Genomic DNA, 20,777 nt, shown 5'->3' with positions numbered 1-20,777 from the left:
TACTCTGTTTATTACGTTCGGCTCTGTTGAAACCCTCAGAGAGTTACAGGGTCGAGCAATAATGTGACCGAATGCAGGCCCTCCCAAAGTCGCAGTTGCTTCGATTCGTTGAGCAGGCGTATCACTTGGCTCGGCGAGCTCTTGCCCGCTACTCTTCGAAATTCTCGAAACGGCGGTACACACTTCACCAGCACATCGTCCTGCTCTGTCTCAAGGTGCGAAAGAATACGTCGTACCGAACCCTGCTTGACGAACTCATCGAGCTGCCTCGGATTCGGAGGGCCATCGAACTGGAGGAACTCCCATCCACCTCGACGTTGTGTAAGGCGTTCAATCGCCTCGATATGGCGGTTTGGCGCGTCCTGCTCAACCTCTCGGTTGCACTCCTTCCGACCAACGGTGTCGTCGGGATTGATGCCTCGGGGTTCGACCGGAGTCACGCCTCGAAACACTATACGAAGCGAGCGAAGTTGACGATTCAGCAGTTGAAGGTCACGCTTCTCGTGGAAACAAGGTCGAACTCGATTCTCGACGTACACGTAACGACGACACGAAAACACGACTCGAAGATAGCGCCGTCGCTCATCAAGCGGAATACCGGGGAAGTAGCGGTTCTCCTCGGTGACAAGGGATACGACGACCAGAAAATTCGTGCGTTAGCCCGTGAAGACGGGGTTCGTCCACTCATCAAGCACCGAGAGTTTTCCCCGCTCCACAAGGCGTGGAACGCTCGGCAGGATGCTGACCTCTACGGCCAACGTAGTCAGAACGAGACGGTGAACTCTCGCCTCAAACGGAAATATGGCGCATTCGTCCGCTCACGACTCTGGTGGAAGCAGTTCCGTGAACTCGTAATCGGTTGTCTCACTCATAACATCAATAAGACACTCTGACAAATGGAGGCGGAGAGTTAATCATACACCTCAACTCTGCACTCGTCTATTATTATACAACCGATAGAGAGCTATTACGATAATAGCGAGTGCAATAAGGGCGCTTCCCCAGACAACCGGACTGAATCTACTCACGAGTACGCTATTCCGGATAGCGAGTGAATATTTTGTGTTGTTGTTAGGTTTCCTCACCTACTTAACGACTGTTCAGCGAGAAAGGTGTCGATACAATGGGATTTCAACAGGGCCAAAATGGTTACTTTCAGGATATAGTTACCTTTTTGAAATGCGAATATTTACTACTTTCCAGACAATTCGAAATGATGCCACGAGATGACCGTCGATCGTTTTTGTTCAAAGCTGGCGTTGGACTCTCAGTCTCATTGGCTGGCTGTTCGTCGCTGAATCCGACCGCCTCGGAAGGAAAACCGAGTACGATTGAGACTACTTCGGAGGGAGAAGAGAACGAGTCACTGAGAGCTATTTCGGATTTGGAGCGGATTAAGGAGACCCAGAAACTCGAACCATCTGATGTGAGAGAGGACGATATGTTTGGCCAATCTAATGCCATCTCAAACGACGGTGACGAGATTGTGGTCGGGACGGGTAGGGGTACCGTGGGTGGTGTCCCTAAAACGGGCTATGCAGAAATCTACAATCGAGAGGAAAAGGCCTGGTCGAACGACCAGAAAATTACGCTACCAAATCCGAAAAGAGAGGACGGCTTGGGCGATGATCTCGAGATATCAGATGATGGGTCAACCATCGCCATAACCGCGCCAGGACGTACGCCTAAAAACGCATCCAAAGAAGGCGCGGTGTACATCTATCGCAAGTCCAATCAATCGTGGGAGAGGGAGACTGTTTTCCAGACCTATTCGTATTCGATCGCTCTCTCAGGATCCGGTGATACGCTGGTCCTTGAGGGTGCGCTCGATCGGGAGGAAGAGAGAATTGAAAGTCTGTACGTGTTTCAGCGGACTGATTCCGGGGATTGGTCTCAAGAGGCTACTTTAGAACCAAGTCGGGAAAGCGGTGGACAGTACATTTCTAAGGTAGAAATATCAGGAGATGGGTCCACGATTGCCGTACGAGAACGTTCCTCATATCGAAAAGGTGGGAAGTGGTATGACACTGGCTATATTTTCAGAAAATCTGAGGGCACATGGTCTCAGGAGGCATATATTGATGGAAACCCCAGAATGTTCGGTGGAGGAGATATCGCTATAACCCATTCTGGGGATAAAGTACTAGTCGGGGGTGAGATGATGATCGACGACTCGAATAATATCGGGGCAGTGTACGTGTTCACCCAGGATCGTAGCTGGAGCCAGCGAGAGGTTGTGCCTGGCCCCAAGCCAGAACATAGCTACAACTTTGGCTATAGTATCGACGTCTCGAGTGACGGGGCAGTAGCTTTGGTTTGTAATCCCTTCGAAGAGATCGAAAAAGGCGGTGGGGCGTATATCCTGCATGAAGATAATCGCTCGTATGAATATACGAGGAAACTAGCTCCGGCAGGAGGCGATCCTGCTGATCGAATGAGCGACGGGAGTGTCGCTGGGAACGGACGTTACGCGGTTGTCGGATCGAGGGATGAGCATACGTCTGGTGTTGAAAAGTCTGGTGCAGCCTATGTCTTCGAACTCTGAGATATGGGCCAGTTACGACCACAGTCATCCTGTTCCAACTGCACGGCATTATTGATTCTCGAAAAATATAAAAAATGTCGTTCGAAAGGTAGAAAATATGATTGGTCGGAGGCATTTCCTGAAAGCGGCCGCTACGAGTGGAATTCTCTCCCTAGCGGGATGTGCAGACTCTTCGTCCAGGGCGGCGGATACTGATAATCCCGCAGAAACTGTTGCGGTCGAATCAGTGACCTCGACACCGACGGATACACCGACTCTAATCTCAATTGATGAGGCGAAAGTGGCGACTGAAAGCGTCCCATTGCGCCCGTACAACTACTATCCCTACGTTGCTGGGAAATACAAGGTGGGGGCTCGAACAAAGTGGACGAACTGAACGCCCCAGATGCAGATGTCGGCTCTATCAATAAACTCCCTACTATTGTAGAACGGCTTCGTCCAGTCACCTTCCTCAATATCAATGACTTAATGAGTACTGATAAAATTGACTCTGATGGTGGTTGGTTTTCTCGCAAGCACCTTGAGGAGTACGAAACAAACTACGCTGCAAAAAAACGATACGAATTGATGAAGTCGATTCTACCTGCGGAAAATCTGGTAGAAGAATTTGAGATTGATCAGTGCCCCAATCCGTGGCTCATCATATCACTCAAGGTAGGAGGAGATTCTGGGATTGAACCATACTATGCAGTCACTGTTTCCGGAAATCTCTATTTGCAGACCGGTATCAAAGATCCGGATGCTTACGAAGACCCAGTCGCAGCTCTTAAAGAACAACTTCGGACTGGAGAAACGATGACATCGTCTGAGTTCGAGAATATCTGGCCACCAATTGTTCGTCTTGCCGGCGAACATGAATCCAATAACTCAGTTCATAAGATCAATGCAGAACGGAATGTAACGCTAGAGGAGACGGTAGCAGACATTTCAGCCTCGTCCGCGAAAGAGGCGGTTAGGACAGTGTATCCGAAAGCAAAAATCCCCACTTCAGGCGTCAAGGAATGGAAATTAGATCAGGGTCCTGAGATTCCGGTAGATACATATCAGGCCTATGGCTGGACAAGTCCTTCATTAGAAAGTTATACGCCCCCAGTTGCGTATGCAAAAAGTAATTTACCAGAGTATAGTGGGGATCGCAAATGGACATTCTACATTAATTACTTATGCATCAAATTCGACGACAGGAGTGATTCGGAAGAATATATTAAGAAATTATTTGAGTGGGCAGATGTCGGTTATTCAAACGAACGGCCATATCTGGGGGCGACATCTGAATCATATGGTACCACATATAAATTTACAAACAGTGACGCCATGCCGAATTCTCCGGTCCCGTTTTCGGGACATGATGTAACTCTGTCAGGCTCAGTGTGTGTGGTTTCTGATTGGATTCTCAATCCGACGTGATGAGATGTGATATTTAGGAAATGTTTTTGTTTCTCGAAATTTGGCATCGGGGCCGTGTTTGACCGGTCTACTGCGCCTCATCGCCAAGAGAACCAAGACTGTGCCAGCCAGATCGTCGTACGTGCGGTGGCATCATTCTGACTGTCGGAAGATCTAGCTTCTGCTGCTGACTGAATAGTTTTTGACCTCAAAATGCTCACTATTCATTAGGCACAGATCCCATTCTGGATAGAAATTTTAGCCACTTGCTGACTAGCAAAAAATTAAATGATGCCGGATTCAGTGAGTCATTAATGGCAAGACGTCGAGACTTCCTCACCTCTTTTGGAACACTGACAACCATTTCGATCGCCGGATGTGTGAGAGGGACTCCAGTAGACTCAATAACCGGAGACGTATCTCAAAAATGGACCTTCCAAACGGAAGGTTCAGTGGTCTCTTCGCCGGCGGTAAGGGGGGGCAGCGTTTACGTTGGGAGCGACGACGCCACGATATACGCAATCGACGACAAGGATGGAATCCAACGATGGTCCTTCCAGACAACCGCCGAGGTGGTATCCTCACCGACTGTGGTGGGTGGAACCGTCTATGTTGGGAGCTACGACACCAACGTGTATGCCATCAGCGCTGCAGATGGAATCGAACAATGGTCCTCTCCTACGGGTGCTCCAGTTGAATCCTCGCCGGTAGTGAAAGATGAGACAGTCTATGTTGGGAGTCAGGATTCCAACGTGTACGCGATCAACGCCGAAAACGGGATCGAACAGTGGTCCTTCCCAACTGGCGACTGGGTGGACTCTTCGCCGACTGTAGTCGATAGTACCGTCTATATCGGAAGTGAGGACTCCAACTTGTACGCGATAAACGCCAAGAACGGGACTGAAAAGTGGTCCTATCGGACGGATGGTGAGATACAGTCTAGACCGGCAGTGGTGGATGGCACGGTCTACGTCGGGAGTAAGGATTCCAACGTGTACGCTATCGATGCCGAGAATGGAACCAAACAGTGGTCGTTCCAAACGGGTGATGAGGTATGGTCCTCACCAGCGGTGAAGGATGGCAGAGTTTATGTCGGATGCATTGACGACAACCTGTACGCGATTAACGCCGATAACGGGACGGAGCAGTGGTCCTTCCAGACGAAAGACGTGGTTGAATCCTCACCTACAGTGGCAGATAGCACGGTATACGTCGGGAGTAGCGACGGCAACATGTACGCAATCGACGCCGAGAATGGAACCAAACAGTGGTCGTTCCAAACGGGTGATGAGGTGTGGTCCTCACCGGCGGTGAAGGATGGTACAATCTATCTCGGGAGCAATGATGAAAACGTGTACGCACTCACAGAGCGCTAGACATATCCGATGCTGATAGAACCTCTTGATTCAGCACGACCAATAAAAGAATCAGCCAATGAAGGTTTCAACAATGCCCGCTTCACAACCCGATATCAGCGAACGCATCGTCGATGACATCCTCGCTCGGCGCGTTCAGATACGGCTCGATGGCGGCGAAACTGTCCCAGCCGCCGACGGCCATCACGACGCGCGGGTTCATCTGCTGGTCGACGAGCAGCCGCTGGGCGAACCGGCGGCGGAGATCGTGCGTGCTCACCTTCTCGAAGTCCTGGTCGCCAGTTTCTTGAGCTGCACGCTCGGCCGTCCGACAGACCAACCAATAGACTGAGCGTGGCCCCACGCCGGGGCCTGTTAGTGGCAGCCCAATGATGGCAAGAGTGATTTCAAGACGATCTAATACGCATCTCGCGGGTGACACGCTCTGATAGCCAGTCAAGCACGGGATAGGCGTCGGTTGTAATCCATGGCCCGCTGAAATCAACGCCAGACATACTCTCTGCGGCGGCTTCTCCAGTCATCTCGTTCGTTGAGAGTCCGTTTGACGTGGGGCTCCCGGCCGACGCTGACTGGTCAGTGGCGTCAGCGTTCCAGTAGACATCCTCGACCGGGCCATTCTCGTAGTTCCGACCGACGGCACCACCCACGTGCTCTTCGCCGCTAACAGTCGCGGCAGTAAACGAGGAAGCGACCCGACCTGGTGCATAGTTCATTCCTACCAGCCCGCCAACCGAGGACTCGCCACGGACGCTACCGAAGACCGCTGAATTGGTCACGTTACCGATACTGTTACCGGCGAGACCGCCAACGCTGTATTCACCAACGACTGTGGCATTCACTTCGACGGCAGATATCTCGCCAACCCGGTAATTAGCATTCGGCTCGGCAACAACGCCAGCGATACCTCCAACACCACGCTCTCCGCGGATACTCCCTGTAACAGTAACCTGCGTGATCGTGCCGCTTGAGGTGCTGGCTACGCCCCCGACATTGTCCTGTCCGCGGACGGAGACATTCCGAAGATGGAGTCGCTTAATCGTTCCGCCGTTGAGTGTCTTGACGATCCCACCGGCACTGTCCGACCGGTGGACAGTAAGTCCACGAACTGTGTGGCCGTTTCCGTCGAGTGTTCCAGAGAATCGTGGTGTCGGGTCGAACCCATTCCGCCACGTTGCGTCGATATCCGAGACGAGTTTATAATTCGCATCAGAGTCGACGCCGATACACTCGAGCTGGTGGAGTGTCTCGATCCGGTACGGATTGCTGGTGGATCCATCGCCCCCTGCGAACGAACCGCCAACACATTGATCCAGAGCATCGGGTCCCGGCATGAGCCGAGTTGATGGAGTAAACATCTCCTTCTCGATATACTTCCAGTCGTCAAAGCCAGCGTCGGAGACGGCCTCCGAGGTGTAGCTATAGTGGTCCGGGGGAGCGTTGTAATTCAGAACACTGGGGTATTCGTCGAACGGAACGTCGGTGGTGTCAATGCCACGGTATACATCAGGCATCAGGCCCATTGAGTGGCCAAGTTCATGTATGAACGTGGTCCCCATGCGTGTGTCGTCGACGGTCCCTGAAACGTGCATTATACCCTCAGCGCCGCCACCATCGACAGACTCTGAGAGTGAACTCCGGTCAACTAAAATCGCGTAATGGTATGCTTGCCCGTTATGGTCAAAGTATTTGTTCTCGTATTCATCTGTCCTTAGGCCTCCAAGCGTACGAGTGTACGGGACCTGGTCGCTCCTAATAAGATGGAGGTTGATTCCGTTCGTTCCGTTCGGATTCGAGACCGGCGCGTCGGCGAACTTGGACTTGATTAGCGCTCGCTCATCGTCAGGGAGCGAGTAGCTCTTCATGTAGTCAATCTCGACGTAAATATCCTTGTACAGTGGATTCGCGTCTGGATAGACGTCGCTATGGACCTCCCAACCATCAAGGAGATTGTCACCATCGGTATCCCGAATGGTTGGGTTAGTACCGCGCTCGATCTCGGCACCGTCAGCGAGTCCATCGTTGTCTGTATCGCGCTTACGTGGGTCTGTGTCACCCTTCAGTTCGGCAGCATCGTCAAGCCCATCATTATCGGTATCTGCCGAATTGGGGTCTGTTTTGGCTCAGTCACCTCACGGAGATCAGTGAGACCATCATCGTCTGTATCAGCCTCGTTTGGGTCAGTTCCGAGTTCGGCCTCACGCCGGTCATGTAGTCCGTCATCATCGGAGTCTACCGATGTTGGTGTTGTTGTAGATGTAGCAGCACTACTTTCCGTCTCGGCTGCTGATTCCTCAGTCGGCCCATCGTCCACTCCAGTCGACACTGACTGGGTTGGTTCAGTTTGGTCCATTCCGACGAATCCAGAACAGCCGGAGAGCAAAACGAGGATCACCAGCCCAATTGCAGTCACTTGTCCCGAACCCATACAATCTGTCAATTTGGTGTAGAAATAAATCTACCGCCGTACGGCTCTGTTCAAATCCTCGGATAGTTACAGGTTCGTCCGGTAGTCTGACCGGATGCAGGCCCTCCCAAAGTCGCAGTTGCTTCGGTTCGTTGAGCAGGCGTATCACTTGGCTCGGCGAGCTGTTGCCCACTACTCGTCGAAGTTCTCGAAACGCCGGTACACACTTCATCAACACATCGTCTTGCTCTGTCTCAAGATACGGAAGAATACGACGTACCGGACGCTTCTTGACGAACTTATCGAGATGCCCCGTATTCGGAGCGCCGTCGATCTGACGGAACTCCCCTCACCCTCGACATTGTGTAAGGCGTTCAATCGCCTCGATATGACCGTATGGCGCGTCCTGCTCAACCTCTCGGTCACACTCCTTCCGACCAACGGTGTCGTCGGGATTGACGCCTCCGGGTTCGACCGGAGTCACGCCTCGAAACACTATACGAAGCGAACGAAGTTGACGAGTCAACAGTTGAAAGTCACGCTCCTCGTAGACACAAGAGCGAATGCTATCCTCGATCTGTACGTGACGACGACCAGAAAATACGACTCACAGATCGCAGTTCTACCGAACGGCTGTTTCAGGGGATATGTGTCGAACTAATAGTATTTCAACAGAGGCAACATTTCGTATTTTACGTCGGTTTTTTATGTCGTAGTACTGTCGAGATTGTATGGGAGACACTGGGGAACTAACCGTCTATCGAGGGTGAGTGCCAGTCGTTGACGTGGAGTACGAGACTGAAAATAATCACTCTCCGGTACAGGCCATTGTTACGGCGCTGGCGGATGCTGCTGATATCGATCCAGTCGATCTCCCGCCGATAAGTGAGCATGTTGACCCGGCTGCACTCAACGCTCTGTTTGATCCCCATGACAGAACCACAGACGGAGACACTGTTCTCAGTTTTCAGGTAGATCCTTGGAACGTATTCGTCCGCTCCGACGGCTTCATCCGCGTCTGTGACGCGACACAGCGAACCGATCTGGTCCCGTTTTTGCATCTATCAGCACCTAACACGACTTCTCTTTGAGAGAGGCCGCTGATCTACGAAGCAAACGATTCAGGACGAGACAGTTTCGATGAAGTCCGTGGGTCCGGAACGGTCAGATCCGCCGCATCGTCGTCACGACTTCCCGCCCGGTGACGCGCCAGCCACACCCAGTCCACACCGCTTCGACACGCTCGAAGCCACCACCACTCCGTCGGTCGAACTCGACCTTCCATTTGGGACCACGGATGGACTCGTAGACGAAGCCATTCGCGTCAGCCATGGAACGACCGTTTATGCGTCGGGCCCTCTCACGAGTTCGCCCACGAGCGAGCCGTCGACGTGCGGTCCGACGGCCCAGCCACGCTCCTCACGCGTGTACTCGCACCACTGCCCCAGCGTCTTGAAGGGGATCTCGGTCAGCTCGACTTTCTCGGCAACGGTGTCCTTGACGATCACCAGGGCGCGCTCGTAGCTGTCCCAGTAGTGGGCCGCCGCTTCACCGTCGACGCCGAGGAACAGCGGGCGTTGGGTGAGTCGTTGGCGAACGTGGTCGGGCACGATCCGCTGGTCACCGACGGAGGTGGGCAGTGATGGCTATCGAAGAACGCGAAGGCTCGAATGTCGTCGTCGCGACGGCCTGCCCGTACTGTGGTGCCGATCTCCTGAACAGGCGTCGCTCGCTATCCATCTCGGACGGAGTTGTCCAGCGACGACTGAAACGCCACCAGGTGGGGCCGCATGAGCCGAGAAACCAGAGGGGTCGTGCCGAAACGGGCCCCAGACCCGCGGGGATCAACTCTGGGTCAAGGAGAGCTGGTGGGCAACTACACGAGCGGGAACCAGGGCCCACTCTCGATGTTGGCGAGACTATCCAATAAGTATTCTGCCATCACTCAGTTCGCAGTCGGAGGTGGCCGATGACACCCGACGCTCCCCTCCCAGAGGTCGGCGAGACGGTCGCGATCACCACGGCCGACAGTGAGCCGTGGCTGCTCGTCTGTACCGTCCACGAGGACGCCCAGGCAGTGACCGGCGTCCTCGTCGCCGACCTCGCCGACGAGACCGTCTAGCGCCTCGAGGAATTGATCGGTGACCGTGAGCGACGGCGCAGACTCGCGATGGCCGTCAGCAGCGCGGACCTCATGACGTTCGCCGTGCCCCACGAGGACCTGCGCCACCTCGGCTCGCCTGGCATCCAAGGCTGTACGCATCCGACGGGAGGTGAGATGAAGATGGCCCAGGCACTAGGCTCCGAGCGTACTGCGACCAGCTCAGCGCCCACACACGGCCAGTGGCGACTGTGCTACAACGTCGGCGATCTCGTCCACTACACCGAATGGACGACTGACTTCCCGGCTGTCGAGAACCTCTACGACCAGTACCGCCGGGGCGACTACGGCCACGACGTCGTCATCGAGCGCCGCATGTCGTTGGTGCGCTCGTCGTCCTGAACGCCCTGTGTGCCGCCGTCGGTCAAACCCATTCCCCACGGATATGACTCTGACAGACCCCTCCTCCAACGACCCTACTTGCCGTCAGGCAAAGACACTGCTCTTCTGCCCGACGTGCGAACATGAAAGTCCCGCTGACGGTGACTGGATCGACGATGATTCGACCGCTCGCCACCGACTCCTCTGTCCCCGCTGTGGGGACATCGTTGTGGACCAGGCACAACTCTAACCCGATCGCGAATCAGCGACGCTTCGAAACATCTGCTTTGTTGATATCCTCTGTTATGACAGAACTGCCGTGCAAGATACAGAACGTCTATGCAGTAGTGAGTTCAATTCCAGTAATCTCGAATCTGGCACCACCCTCAGCACTCTCTGTCAGGTTGATTTCCCATCCGTGAGCTTCGACCACCCGCTCGACGATGCTCAACCCGAATCCCGTTCCTTCCTCGTCGGTTGAGTAGCCGGCGCTAAACACGTCAGTACGTCTCTCTTCGGGGATACCAGGCCCATCGTCTTCGATATAGAAGCCATTGTCCAGCGCACCGACTGTGACCGTTGTGTCTGCTCCACCGTGTTTAATCGCGTTTCCGAACAGGTTTTCGAAGAGTTGGCACAGTCGATCATCGTCTGCTTCAACAGAGAGTGAGGAAACCGTCTCGTCTGCGTAGTGTAACTCGGCGTGCTCTGTCTGCTCTCCGACAATGTCCCAAGCTTTGTCTATCGTATGGGCCACCATAACAGCATCCACCGCACCGATGGCTCGTCCTTCTCGCGCCAGCCAGAGGACATCCTCAGTAATTCGCGTAATACGGTCTAATGCGGTCCCGAGTCCAGCAAGATGATCGCTGTCACACTCTCCTTTTGCGAGCTCTAAACGACCTTTCGCTACGGTCAGTGGGTTCTGGATGTCGTGACTGACGACACCCGCAAACTCGTCAAGACGGTCCCGCTCTCGGCGAAGTTTTCGCTCACGATCTTTGTGTTCGGTGATATCACGGGCGACACCGACGATTCCTTCAAGCACCCCATCTACAGTGAGGCGGACCAACCGATACTCTAACACAACATCTCCTCGGTGGGAAAATTCGACTTCGACTTCCCCCGACAGTTGTTCGCGCCGACCGTCAAGAAGGGCCTGGTAGGGATCGCTGTCGGCAGACTGATCACGTATAATCGGGATCAACCTACTTTTCTGGCCTTTGAGCTGTTCTTTGGTGGTGTTGTACCAGTTAGCCAGATATTCGTTTACGACCACGAAGCGTCCGGACTCGTCGTAGATACAGGCGGCCTCGTTCATCGAGTTTATCATCTGTTTGTACCGCTGGAGGTCACGGTTCTGTTCGGCCAGTTTCTGTTCTGACCGGTGCGATTCGACGGCATTGGTGATCCGGTTGGCTAAGACGGTGTACTGATCAGTCCCACTCTCTTTTTGAAGATAGTCTGTAACGCCTGCAGAGATGGCCTCCATCGCGACTTCCTCAGATCCCTTCCCTGTATACAAAATAAACGGAAGATCGGGGAATTGTTCACGGACGGTGCGAAGAAACACGATTCCGTTTTGTCCAGGCAAATCGTAGTCGGAGACCACACAGTCGAACACTTCGTCGGTGAGCATTTCACGCCCAGCACTGGCATCGGGTACCGTGGTGATCCGAAAGCGATCGTTCTCACGTTCAAGATATGTCGCAGCGGCTCTGGTGAATCGCTGGACGACGGCGGCTTCGACCGTTAGAACGAGGAAGTTGAAGCGGGAAACCGTCGATGATTCATGTCTAAGATCTCCCGCTTCACGAGTAAAGTCGTTCAGTTAGCTAAAAATGCTGTTGGTGAACGAGGCGAAGTCGCCGCCCCCGAAGGGGTGGCGGCTTCGCCGAGTATGCGGTGGTGTCGCTGCACTGTCTGCGGGTTTACCTGGAGAAATCCTACCGAGAAGCACTCGATTTGCTGAGCGAGATGCCACAAATACTCGCGGAGATCGGCCTTGACGCGGCCGATCTCCCCGACCACTCCACGCTAGTCAAGTGGTTTGATAGAATCAAGACAGCACTCTGGCGAGTGCTGCTGCGCCTCTCGGCGCAGCTGCACGACCCGAGCGGTCACGCCGCCATCGACGCGACGTTCTTCGACCGCGAACACGCGAGCAAACACTACTGCCGTCGGACGAATTACCGCGTCAAGACGCTCAAAGCTGCAGCTCTCGTCGACACAGAAAACCAAGCCATTCTGGACGTTCACTGTACGACTGAGAAACGCCACGACACACAACTCGGCTGGCAGGTCGCCCTCCGCAACGCGGGCGACCTCGCCAGCCTCGCTGCCGACAAAGGCTACGATTGGATGGATTTACGCGAGAAACTCCGCGAAGAGGGCGTAAGACCACTGATCAAACATCGTGAGTTCCGGCACATCGATCACGCGCACAACGCGCGGATCGATGGGGCTCGCTACCGGCAACGAGCGATGTGTGAGACCGTCTTCTCGACGATCAAGCGCACACTCGGCGACGCCGTGCGTGCGAGAACCTGGTACGGTGAATTCCGAGAACTCGTCCTGATGTGTGCGGTTCACAACATCAAGCAGGCACTCAAACCGTGAAATCAGCTACGTCTGGCGATTCACCACTGCCGTCGCAGCCAAATCTGCAAACTCAAGATCGTCCTCGACGTGGAGAAGTCGAATCGAACCCGTCATTACACTACCAACGTTCAGTAGTCAAATAACTATACGGTAAATTTCACCGTCGCAAATTCATCCGACAGACCGACTGTTTTTGTCCCCATTCGTCACCGCATCGACTTCCGAAATATCAGTGATTGACTGGCGCTGTGAATACAGCACGCCCATAGAGTCCACTCGCCATCTGTCAGTACCGGCGTGACCGATACAGAGGCTGTATCTTGCATAGAGTATCTCCCAGATTAGGAGTCAAGACATTGCTCGGTACAGTCTCATTTATCACCGGTAGATTGATTAATTAATAAAATAGTTTCTGCTGTGTACGTGACGGTAGTGTTTAGTTTGGAGCATTGTGCCAGCGAGCGAAGGTCTGCAACCAATTTTCGGCTGTTTCGGGGTCGACGTGACTGAAACAGTTTGAAAACGACGAGGTTCGACGCTTGAACTCTCGAAAAATTCGTTCGACAGCGTTCCGATTTCCGTGGCGCCGCATCTGAAATCGGAATCCCGCTCGAGAGAGCGCAGTTTGGAGGTGTTGAGCGCCATCGACGAGAAAGACAGCAGTTTCGACATCGTGTTTTTGCCGAAGTTCGTGCAAGAAAATTTCCGTGAGGGTGGTCGTAGTCGTCGCAAAGAGCCGGACGTGAAGCAGTTCGTTCGACTGCGGATCGGCGGCGGCGTACAGCCAGAATTGCTGATCGTTGATCCGAATCACGGTTTCGTCAAGCGCAATCTGATTCGGTGATTTACCGGATTCGGGCTGTAAATCGGCTTTCTGAACCCAATCGTGGATTGCTTTCCGCGATCGTTGGACACCCAGATCTTCGAGTAATTCGACGGTATCCGACAGCGAGAGTCCCGCAACGTGCGATTTGATACCCAGCGCCATCGCCGGCTCGGGTGTCCGCTCGCGCTCCACAAAATCCAAATCAATCCAGTCTCTACATCCGCTGAGGCGGCTGATTTTTGGCATAGGCACCACAAAATCCGTCCGCCTCACTTTTCACGCTTAACTAAACACCGCCTACGTGACGCCGGATACTTTAATGAGGTCCGAGGATGCCGTCTCGTCAGTCATTTCGGTCGTCCTGATGGTGGGTATCGTGGTGATACTGGGGGCTGTCGTCTCTGTGTTCGCGCTAGGAATCGGAGAGAGCGTAGATAGTACCGCTCCAAGTGCGACGTTTGAGTTTGAGGTGCAAGCCAATGGTGACGTTCAGGTGACCCACGCAAGCGGTGACTCGTTTGACGGCGACCAGTTGCGGTTCGCGGGAGCCGCACTCGAAAAAACGTCGGTCGGTAGTATCAACGAATGGAGTGGGGGTGATGTCACCGCGGGCGACTCAGCGACGGTCAATGCCAAAGGCGGCGATACCCTACGGCTCATCTGGCAATCCCCGAAGGATGATACGACCGGAACAATCGCACAGTACGACGTGCCGAATAGCGCTAACCCACAGGCCTCAATCGGGGGTTTTGGATATCCAGCCTCGCACGATGCTCGGATAAATGGAAAAGTCACGATTAAGAACCTCCAATTCAGCCGGGCTCACGACGACCGTGTCTACGTCACTGTGGAAGACGAGCCGGCCGGTGGGAGTACCTCAGCAGCGCGGTACTTCGATTCGTCGGGGGATGATTTGATCTTTTCAGATGCGACGGGGAGTGGGCTTACGGATCAGAATATCGGGTCCAGTGAGACGATTACGGTAACGATATACGAGACGGACAAGAAACAAGTCAGAGTAATGACTGCTACGTTCGTAACCTGACCGATTTTCGTCCGATTTGCAGATTCTCCAAACAGTAGGTCGTACTTCAGTCTCGATGGGAGTTCGTTGCCTCTTGAAGTCGAAGGCCAGCCCTGTTAAGTTAGCGATTCTACAGAGTAGTTGATTCGGCACAGAGTGGTCGAGCAAATTGGGGCATAGTCGCCATTGAAAATCAATGCACACCCGATCGCACGACTGCAGTGCGATCGGTATGTAAATCGTTTCAATCGTTGCTATCGGTGTCCCGTAGTGATTTTCAACTCTCGCAATTGGTTTTCCCCTTTTGCATGTGTCCGGCCAGCGCGTGCAACGTACATGCCCTGTTGTGGACCTCAGAATGTGGTAATTCAGGCGTCTCGTCCAGTGACCGATACGCGCACTGGGCCTTGTTTAGACGCGGTGCATATCGTCTACTACGGCCTGCATCCACAGAATGAAAGCAGGAAGAGAGACCCTCATGAATGAATTCTGTTCACCGGATAGAGCCACTAACCGAGGGCAGCAGACGCGTCTAAACAAGGCTCAGCTACTGTATCGACTGACCGGCCGATGGGATAATGCCCATCCACTTGTGACCGATTCGCGCTCTGTATTCAGCACGACCTCAACAAACTGTCCGGGAATGAGGAATTCAACAAAGCCCGTTTCCGATTTTCGTCAATAGCACAGAGTACCAGATGAGCTACAGCCCTACTTCTACGAACGCGTCATCGATGACGTCCTCGCTCGGAGCGTTCAGATAGGGTTCGATGGCGGCGAAACTGTCCCAGCCGCCGACAGCCATCACGACGCGCGGGTTCATTTGCTGGTCGACCAGGAGGCGCTGGGCGAACCGACGGCGGAGATCGTGCGTGCTCACCTTCTCGAAGTCCTCGTCACCAGTCTCCCGAGCTGCCCGTTGGGCAGTCCGGCGGATCACGGCGCGGACACCTGGTTGGGACAGATCGATAAAGGGGTCTTTCGGAGCGATGTTGCGCTCGTTCTGGAACCGTTGAAGGTCGCGCTCGACGCTGTCGGGGAGGTAGGCGTCGCGTGGCTTTCCACCCTTCCCGCTGGTGTCCTTGCCGGCTTCGACGCGGAGGCGGTACTGGCCGCTCTCGGTTTGCTTCACGTCGACGGGGCGGACCTGGGGCATCTCGAAGGCGCGGAGGCCGACGAACGCGCCCAGCTGGATGACGAGGTCGTCGCGCTGACTGTTGGTGGCGCGTCGGAGGTCTTCGATCTCGCTGTCGGTGAGCCAGACCTTGTGTTCGTTCCCGTCTGTCGCTTCGATTCGCATACCGATTCCTTGAGGAACCGTTACTAAAGCATCTGCGGACGGCGTGATCGGGGCGAAGGCACACCGGGTTTCGAGTGAAAAACGCGGAGTCTGTTACGACTTGTTTTACAAGTCGTTACTACACGTTATCGGCCAAGACTTACCGAAGCAGTCGTCGGATTAGGTAGAATGGTGACCGCGAGATTTGTATCAGTTCCGGTCAGTGTTCTAAGGTGCGTGCTGAATACAGAGGGTGTATGCAGCAGAACCACTGGTGGTTTTACCACTCTGAGTACTATATTCATGGGGCGGTCCCACAGATTTTGATGCCTATTTTCACAGAGTCTCTCGGTTCGTGACTGCCAGTTGAATTCCAGAGCCACCTCGATGATATCGCACCCAAGCGATAGTCGTGAGGATACCGAGAAGAATAGCGCCCACACCGAGGAGACCAGCCTCGGGGCCAAACGCACCGCCGGTCATGACGTCTGGGCCATGCTGCTCGATTGCGAGGATGCTCGTCGTCGTCGAGCCACTGATGGGGAATCCGTAGAGGTTCCCCTCGAAGAAGTTCCACGCGACGTGGACACCGATCGGGAGCGCGAGTTCCCCAGTCAAGGCGTACCCGAGCCCGAGGAACACACCCGCGAGCGCAATCGACGCCGTACTGATAGCCGTCGCGTTCGGTGCCGTAGCATGTGCGAACGCAAAGACACCGCTCGTCAGTAGTATCCCCACCACCACGGCCCCGCGGGCGTCGACTGGCCCGACCTGGAACCCCTCGGCGAAGTTCGTCAGCAGGAAACCTCGGTGAAGGAGTTCTTCGATCACGGATCCGATGAGGTAGGACCCCACCGAGAGCAGGAACCAGTACGGAAACGTCCAGTGGGGGACGCCACCGACGACGAAAACGCCGCGTATTGTGACCCAGCCGAGTGCCAACTGGACCACGAAGATGGCCGTCATCAACGCGCCTCCCAGGACGAACCCGAACGTGAGGTCGGCCCACCACGCGCGATTGACGCGGAAACCGAAATCGCGGAACCGCCGGCGATCCACGTACCGACCGGCCAGGTAGATGGCCACAGGCGTGGAGATGGCGCCGACTACAAGGTCGATCGCGGTCACGGCGATACTGCCAACCGGAGTCCCTCGGAGTTCAAAGAAGGGTGACCGGCCGGTAACGACCGTTCCCAGGAGGCCGGACATCATGATTCCGAGGAGCCACCAGAGGGCGAGTCCGGCGAAGATTCGGAGCGGCATCCGGGGTCGGTCTTCGACGTCGTTCCAGATCAGCCCTCGAGGCTGTGTCTCCGGACGCAGCAGCCACCGCACGTTCACGGCGACTCACACCGTTGCGATGGGACGACGTGCCTGATGCCGTTCTGGTTGGTCAGCCGGAGTTCGAACACCAGCGAGGGACAAGCCGCCAGATTCGACCACCGAGTAGCCTGCTTCCAGGCGGGAAGGCCCTCCCGATCGTCTTCGACTGCGACCTGGTAGGTGTCATCGGGATACCCTGCACTGGTGAACGTCCGCGCGATACCAGGTTCGATAGCCTCGCCAGCGAGCGATTCGACGACGTCACCAGCCTGGTTCGTGACGGTCACTGCGATAGTGTGCGTGACCTCGTCCACGTTGGTGACGATCACCGTGAGGTCGCCGATGCCGTCCTCCGAGCCGACGCAGCCAGCCAGCGCCACGAGCGTCCCGGCAGCCGTGGTTCCAGCCACAGTATTGAGAAAGCCCCGTCGGTTCATCGCGCCTCTCTAGTCTCCGACCGTTCTATTTGTATGGTCACCTGTGAGGTCGTGCTCTTCCAAGTCACATCCTGGATGGAGCGGGAGCGGCTCAACTGTGAATATCGCTTTAGCTTCGACATGTTCGGTTACTTCCCTCCAGCCGAGGTGACTCCTGTTTTCTGTGGGCGCGTAAAGGACGCAGTGCCATACAGCGCGAGGATGATGACGGCAAATGTGACGTTCACCCCAGCGAGAACGTATGCCGAGAGTGGATTCCCCGTCACGCTCGGGTGTAGCGCGATGAACGGTCCGAGCGTATTGAACAGTCCGTGGAAGAGCGTGACTGCGAGCACACTCCCCCCGGTGTTGTTGAACAGCCAAGTGTAGACGAACGCCGTTGCGACGATCGACAGTCCCCAGAGCGGGAGTGGGAACCCACTATTGGCGTCCCCAGGAACGAACTGGAGCGGAATGTGCCAGGCGAACCAGCACACGCCAAGAACGAAACTCGCGATAGCCGCGCCGAACCGCGTCTGTAAGAGGGGAAGGAGATAGCCACGCCAACCGAGTTCTTCGCCCATCGAGAGGAAGAGTGTCACCAGCAGTGCAATCGGTACGATGGCGAGACCGAGTGGTCCATCAAGTTGTGCTAGTGCTGGTGCAGGCTTAAGGGCTCCTCCGAGAGAGAGATACGCTGCGTAGCTCAGACCAAGCATGACTGGTGCGAGCCCCAGTACGACGGTCCACCAACGGAGCCCGAACCGCCACGTAATGAGTGGACGGAACGCGGTCCGAAGACCGCCGATACCGTTATCATAGACGTGCAACACGATCGCGACCACTGCAGGCGTGAAAATCGCGAGTGCCGATAGTCCCGGAGGCACTGCCACCCCGATCCACCCGTGGGCCGAGGCGATAACGGGAATGTAGATGGCCAACGAGAGCACGAGCGTCAACCCAACGAACCAGCCAGCTCGCACAAGCGCGTCGGGCTCAGAGAGGTCCGACACGATCCGACTGTCTCTTGAAATCAGTTGCATTTTCTGATCACCCCCCGAGAGCGGCGAGAATCGCCGGTCGCTGGCAATCGTCAGTTCGGGGCTGCATATCCGGCTGATTGTAGGTTGAAGTCGACATGGTAAACACCGCGACGAAGCACGACGCTTCGGTTTAGCTTGCGTCTGTTTACGGGAGCATGACGCTTGGAGATGCAGGCCGTATCAATCCGCGTTTTAAATACTTCTCCAGCCAGCTAGCGCCACGAGAGACCTGGAAGCCGTAGCTCCAGCCACGGCGCCGAGGAACCGTCGGCGATTCAGGGCTATATCCTGTTCCCAGTGGGCTGAGTGGGTGTATCGGCCTGCATCTCATCGTCAGCGACTCTGACGTTGCGATCCGTCCAGAGGAGCCACGTCCCGAGGATGGCGACCCCGAGGACGACGGCGACATTGACGGGAACGAACACCGCCATCGCCTCGGGGGTGAGGAACGCCGGAAAGGAGTTCTGGAGGAAGTGCCACCCGACCAGGGGCCACAGCGTCCCCAGTCTGAACGCGACCGCCGCGAGCCCGATACCAGAGACGGCACTCAACACGCTGACGAGTAACACTTCACTCAGAGGCACGCCAACTGCGAGCAGCGAGAGGTGGGAGGCGCCGAAGAGGACACTGGCCGCGAGCGCCGCGGGAATCCGCCCCCGCGACTCGAAACTCCGGAGGACGACACCACGGTACAGGAGTTCCTCCGAGACGGCCGCCCCGAGGGCGAACCCGACGACGACGAGCACGACGACGCCGGCCGTCGAGAGGGTCTGTCCATCGAGGATCGTAAACTCTGGGACCGCGAATGGCGCCGGGGTGAGCGCGAGGGTTACTCCCAGCGGGACGACCAACAGTGCGGCCAGCACGAGCAGATACCGGCGGCCGCCCGATGCTATCGGTGCGGTCAGCCGGACCTTCCGCCACCAGCCCAGCCAGGAAACCAGGCCGACGACGAGCGCGACGAACACCCAGTTGAGGACGACCCGGATACCGATGACCGAGAGGTCTGGGGCGAGTGTCTCGACTATAGGGCGAGCGACCACGCCGAACACCAGCATCGCCGCAAGAATACTGACGTACAATTGTACCGGACGGGATTGGAGATACCGCAGTTGCATCCCCGATCACGCTCCGAGAACGGCGACCAGTGCTAAGCTGACGCTGATTGCGTTGAACAGGCTGTGGATCACGATGACCACGACGAGGTTTTGGGTACGCTCGTAGATCGCACCGAGGATGACCGACCCGACGGCGATGCTCAGAAGGGCGAAGAAGACGCCCAGCGAGAGTAGATCCGATCCGCCGATCAAGTAGCTCGGAACGTGTCCCAGCGCGAAGCCGACTGAAACGATGGCGATGGCCGGCACTGCTCCCATCTGTTCGCGGAGGCGACCCTGGACGATACCTCGGAAAAAGTACTCCTCGACGGGGCCGACGATGAACAGCACACCGAAGAGTGCAAATCCGTACACCAACACCGGTCGTTCGGCGGCCGCAGCGGTGATAAAGTTCGTTGGCGGTATCGCGTCGAGCAACTGCATCCCGACCGCGATCAGAATTGCGGCGACAAACGAAACGACGACACCCGCGACGATCCAGCCACCCTCGCGCACCGTCGGGAGCCATCGAGGCACGTGGACAGTGACCGGTCGGACGCGGTTGTACGCGACGCCAATCAGGCCGATGGCTATGGTTGCGAGGAGGCCACCGCCGATGTAGGTGACCGCGAGGTCGCCACCGTACCCGAACTGTGCCTGCACGAGCTTGAAGCCCTCGACGATTGCCAGTGGGGGAATGGCTGCGGCAAATAGCAGCCCGAGAGCGACGAGAAGCGCCCGCCGCGGGCTATCGGCAGTTCGGGGCTGTACATCCGGCTGGTTGTAAGTTGAAGTCGACATAGTGAACACCGCGACGAAGCACGATTATTTGCACTTATATACGGGAGGACGACTCCTGAAGACGCAGGCCGTATCAGTACGACTTTTAAATACTCCTGCTCGATTCAGTTACGATCCTCACCTAACACGAGAGAGTCGCCAGTCTGGTAGAAAATCCGTCGTCGGTCAGCGCCC

Annotated in this window: 21 protein-coding genes and 4 pseudogenes; 11 read left to right on the top strand and 14 right to left on the bottom strand. The window is 55.6% G+C overall.

What is annotated here, in order from left to right:
• The first annotated feature begins 71 nt into the window (after positions 1-71).
• From P1L41_RS16530 to P1L41_RS16515, 4 genes are all read left to right on the top strand, one after another.
• Positions 72-893 carry an IS5 family transposase gene (locus P1L41_RS16530; RefSeq protein ID WP_276296815.1) on the top strand — a complete coding sequence of 274 codons (822 nt, stop codon included), beginning with the start codon at positions 72-74 and terminating at the stop codon, positions 891-893.
• Between the two features lie 323 nt (positions 894-1,216).
• Positions 1,217-2,545 carry a hypothetical protein gene (locus P1L41_RS16525; RefSeq protein ID WP_276296814.1) on the top strand — a complete coding sequence of 443 codons (1,329 nt, stop codon included), beginning with the start codon at positions 1,217-1,219 and terminating at the stop codon, positions 2,543-2,545.
• A gap of 363 nt (positions 2,546-2,908) precedes the next feature.
• On the top strand, positions 2,909-3,952 hold the full coding sequence (locus tag P1L41_RS16520; protein WP_276296813.1) for a hypothetical protein: 1,044 nt from the start codon (positions 2,909-2,911) through the stop codon (positions 3,950-3,952).
• Positions 3,953-4,245: 293 nt separating this feature from the next.
• Positions 4,246-5,307 (top strand): outer membrane protein assembly factor BamB family protein, encoded by a 1,062-nt coding sequence (locus tag P1L41_RS16515; protein ID WP_276296812.1) that lies wholly within the window; start codon positions 4,246-4,248, stop codon positions 5,305-5,307.
• Between the two features lie 82 nt (positions 5,308-5,389).
• Here P1L41_RS16515 and P1L41_RS16510 read toward each other — a convergent pair.
• The 4 genes and pseudogenes from P1L41_RS16510 to P1L41_RS16500 form a co-directional block, all read right to left on the bottom strand.
• Positions 5,390-5,671, bottom strand: a pseudogene (locus tag P1L41_RS16510) (tyrosine-type recombinase/integrase); the annotation flags it as partial.
• A 22-nt stretch (positions 5,672-5,693) separates the two neighbouring features.
• Positions 5,694-7,169 (bottom strand): hypothetical protein, encoded by a 1,476-nt coding sequence (locus P1L41_RS16505; RefSeq protein WP_276296811.1) that lies wholly within the window; start codon positions 7,167-7,169, stop codon positions 5,694-5,696.
• 111 nt (positions 7,170-7,280) lie between these two features.
• Positions 7,281-7,379 (bottom strand): annotated as a pseudogene (locus P1L41_RS18660) (hypothetical protein); the annotation flags it as partial.
• A complete protein-coding gene (locus P1L41_RS16500) occupies positions 7,364-7,657 on the bottom strand; it encodes a hypothetical protein (RefSeq protein ID WP_379789175.1) in 294 nt (97 codons plus the stop codon). The pseudogene P1L41_RS18660 and the gene P1L41_RS16500, both read right to left, overlap by 16 nt.
• A gap of 169 nt (positions 7,658-7,826) precedes the next feature.
• On the opposite strand from P1L41_RS16500, the pseudogene P1L41_RS16495 reads away from it, so the two are divergent.
• Together P1L41_RS16495 and P1L41_RS16490 are read left to right on the top strand one after the other, a co-directional pair.
• A pseudogene (locus P1L41_RS16495) lies at positions 7,827-8,330 on the top strand (transposase); the annotation flags it as partial.
• 166 nt (positions 8,331-8,496) lie between these two features.
• Positions 8,497-8,802, top strand: coding sequence for a HalOD1 output domain-containing protein (locus P1L41_RS16490; protein WP_276296809.1), 306 nt, complete (start codon positions 8,497-8,499; stop codon positions 8,800-8,802).
• 73 nt (positions 8,803-8,875) lie between these two features.
• Here P1L41_RS16490 and P1L41_RS16485 read toward each other — a convergent pair whose 3' ends face one another.
• Positions 8,876-9,043, bottom strand: coding sequence for a hypothetical protein (locus P1L41_RS16485; RefSeq protein WP_276296808.1), 168 nt, complete (start codon positions 9,041-9,043; stop codon positions 8,876-8,878).
• A gap of 11 nt (positions 9,044-9,054) precedes the next feature.
• Positions 9,055-9,321 (bottom strand): hypothetical protein, encoded by a 267-nt coding sequence (locus P1L41_RS16480; RefSeq protein ID WP_276296807.1) that lies wholly within the window; start codon positions 9,319-9,321, stop codon positions 9,055-9,057.
• Between the two features lie 359 nt (positions 9,322-9,680).
• Between P1L41_RS16480 and P1L41_RS16475 the strand changes: the two genes are divergently transcribed.
• The 3 genes from P1L41_RS16475 to P1L41_RS18765 all read left to right on the top strand — a co-directional run bounded on the left by P1L41_RS16475 (position 9,681) and on the right by P1L41_RS18765 (position 10,443).
• A complete protein-coding gene (locus P1L41_RS16475) occupies positions 9,681-9,833 on the top strand; it encodes a hypothetical protein (protein ID WP_276296806.1) in 153 nt (50 codons plus the stop codon).
• Between the two features lie 162 nt (positions 9,834-9,995).
• Positions 9,996-10,214, top strand: coding sequence for a hypothetical protein (locus tag P1L41_RS16470; protein WP_276298478.1), 219 nt, complete (start codon positions 9,996-9,998; stop codon positions 10,212-10,214).
• 43 nt (positions 10,215-10,257) lie between these two features.
• On the top strand, positions 10,258-10,443 hold the full coding sequence (locus P1L41_RS18765; protein WP_465260855.1) for a DUF8106 domain-containing protein: 186 nt from the start codon (positions 10,258-10,260) through the stop codon (positions 10,441-10,443).
• 87 nt (positions 10,444-10,530) lie between these two features.
• On the opposite strand, the gene P1L41_RS16465 is transcribed toward P1L41_RS18765, so the two are convergent.
• Positions 10,531-12,024: an ATP-binding response regulator gene (locus tag P1L41_RS16465; RefSeq protein WP_276298477.1), complete on the bottom strand. Its 1,494-nt coding sequence runs from the start codon at positions 12,022-12,024 to the stop codon at positions 10,531-10,533.
• Between P1L41_RS16465 and P1L41_RS16460 the strand changes: the two are divergent.
• A pseudogene (locus P1L41_RS16460) lies at positions 11,986-12,812 on the top strand (IS5 family transposase). The gene P1L41_RS16465 and the pseudogene P1L41_RS16460 overlap by 39 nt on opposite strands.
• A 418-nt stretch (positions 12,813-13,230) precedes the next feature.
• On the opposite strand, the gene P1L41_RS16455 reads toward P1L41_RS16460, so the two are convergent.
• On the bottom strand, positions 13,231-13,866 hold the full coding sequence (locus tag P1L41_RS16455; protein ID WP_276296805.1) for an IS6 family transposase: 636 nt from the start codon (positions 13,864-13,866) through the stop codon (positions 13,231-13,233).
• A 73-nt stretch (positions 13,867-13,939) separates the two neighbouring features.
• Here P1L41_RS16455 and P1L41_RS16450 point away from each other — a divergent pair, with 73 nt between their 5' ends.
• Positions 13,940-14,665 carry a type IV pilin N-terminal domain-containing protein gene (locus P1L41_RS16450; protein WP_276296804.1) on the top strand — a complete coding sequence of 242 codons (726 nt, stop codon included), beginning with the start codon at positions 13,940-13,942 and terminating at the stop codon, positions 14,663-14,665.
• A gap of 682 nt (positions 14,666-15,347) precedes the next feature.
• Here P1L41_RS16450 and P1L41_RS16445 read toward each other — a convergent pair.
• The 6 genes from P1L41_RS16445 to P1L41_RS16420 all read right to left on the bottom strand — a co-directional run bounded on the left by P1L41_RS16445 (position 15,348) and on the right by P1L41_RS16420 (position 20,603).
• Positions 15,348-15,944 (bottom strand): site-specific integrase, encoded by a 597-nt coding sequence (locus tag P1L41_RS16445; protein WP_276296803.1) that lies wholly within the window; start codon positions 15,942-15,944, stop codon positions 15,348-15,350.
• A gap of 315 nt (positions 15,945-16,259) precedes the next feature.
• Positions 16,260-17,186 carry a CPBP family intramembrane glutamic endopeptidase gene (locus P1L41_RS16440; RefSeq protein ID WP_276296802.1) on the bottom strand — a complete coding sequence of 309 codons (927 nt, stop codon included), beginning with the start codon at positions 17,184-17,186 and terminating at the stop codon, positions 16,260-16,262.
• Between the two features lie 74 nt (positions 17,187-17,260).
• Positions 17,261-17,656, bottom strand: a complete 396-nt coding sequence (locus P1L41_RS16435) for a hypothetical protein (protein ID WP_276296801.1) — start codon at positions 17,654-17,656, stop codon at positions 17,261-17,263.
• A gap of 155 nt (positions 17,657-17,811) precedes the next feature.
• Positions 17,812-18,705: a CPBP family intramembrane glutamic endopeptidase gene (locus tag P1L41_RS16430; RefSeq protein WP_276296800.1), complete on the bottom strand. Its 894-nt coding sequence runs from the start codon at positions 18,703-18,705 to the stop codon at positions 17,812-17,814.
• A gap of 281 nt (positions 18,706-18,986) precedes the next feature.
• Complete coding sequence (locus tag P1L41_RS16425; protein WP_276296799.1) at positions 18,987-19,787, bottom strand: CPBP family intramembrane glutamic endopeptidase; 801 nt, start codon at positions 19,785-19,787, stop codon at positions 18,987-18,989.
• A gap of 42 nt (positions 19,788-19,829) precedes the next feature.
• Positions 19,830-20,603, bottom strand: coding sequence for a CPBP family intramembrane glutamic endopeptidase (locus P1L41_RS16420; RefSeq protein WP_276296798.1), 774 nt, complete (start codon positions 20,601-20,603; stop codon positions 19,830-19,832).
• Positions 20,604-20,777 lie beyond the last annotated feature (174 nt).

Source organism: Haloarcula ordinaria (assembly GCF_029338275.1).
GTDB classification, from domain to species: domain Archaea; phylum Halobacteriota; class Halobacteria; order Halobacteriales; family Haloarculaceae; genus Haloarcula; species Haloarcula ordinaria.
The sequence above is the reverse complement of the archived record's forward strand: the minus strand, read 5'-3'. Positions and strand labels throughout refer to the sequence as shown.

Bases quoted from the DNA above. Each gene is read 5' to 3' on its own strand.
- P1L41_RS16500 (WP_379789175.1), bottom strand. From the start codon at position 7,657: ATGGACCAAACTGAACCAACCCAGTCAGTGTCGACTGGAGTGGACGAT.
- P1L41_RS16445 (WP_276296803.1), bottom strand. From the start codon at position 15,944: ATGCGAATCGAAGCGACAGACGGGAACGAACACAAGGTCTGGCTCACC.
- P1L41_RS16530 (WP_276296815.1), top strand. From the start codon at position 72: ATGCAGGCCCTCCCAAAGTCGCAGTTGCTTCGATTCGTTGAGCAGGCG.
- P1L41_RS16515 (WP_276296812.1), top strand. From the start codon at position 4,246: ATGGCAAGACGTCGAGACTTCCTCACCTCTTTTGGAACACTGACAACC.
- P1L41_RS16455 (WP_276296805.1), bottom strand. From the start codon at position 13,866: ATGCCAAAAATCAGCCGCCTCAGCGGATGTAGAGACTGGATTGATTTG.
- P1L41_RS16420 (WP_276296798.1), bottom strand. From the start codon at position 20,603: ATGTCGACTTCAACTTACAACCAGCCGGATGTACAGCCCCGAACTGCC.
- P1L41_RS16485 (WP_276296808.1), bottom strand. From the start codon at position 9,043: ATGGCTGACGCGAATGGCTTCGTCTACGAGTCCATCCGTGGTCCCAAA.
- P1L41_RS16475 (WP_276296806.1), top strand. From the start codon at position 9,681: ATGACACCCGACGCTCCCCTCCCAGAGGTCGGCGAGACGGTCGCGATC.
- P1L41_RS18765 (WP_465260855.1), top strand. From the start codon at position 10,258: ATGACTCTGACAGACCCCTCCTCCAACGACCCTACTTGCCGTCAGGCA.
- P1L41_RS16450 (WP_276296804.1), top strand. From the start codon at position 13,940: ATGAGGTCCGAGGATGCCGTCTCGTCAGTCATTTCGGTCGTCCTGATG.
- P1L41_RS16470 (WP_276298478.1), top strand. From the start codon at position 9,996: ATGGCCCAGGCACTAGGCTCCGAGCGTACTGCGACCAGCTCAGCGCCC.
- P1L41_RS16505 (WP_276296811.1), bottom strand. From the start codon at position 7,169: ATGAAGAGCTACTCGCTCCCTGACGATGAGCGAGCGCTAATCAAGTCC.
- P1L41_RS16430 (WP_276296800.1), bottom strand. From the start codon at position 18,705: ATGCAACTGATTTCAAGAGACAGTCGGATCGTGTCGGACCTCTCTGAG.
- P1L41_RS16440 (WP_276296802.1), bottom strand. From the start codon at position 17,186: ATGCCGCTCCGAATCTTCGCCGGACTCGCCCTCTGGTGGCTCCTCGGA.
- P1L41_RS16525 (WP_276296814.1), top strand. From the start codon at position 1,217: ATGCCACGAGATGACCGTCGATCGTTTTTGTTCAAAGCTGGCGTTGGA.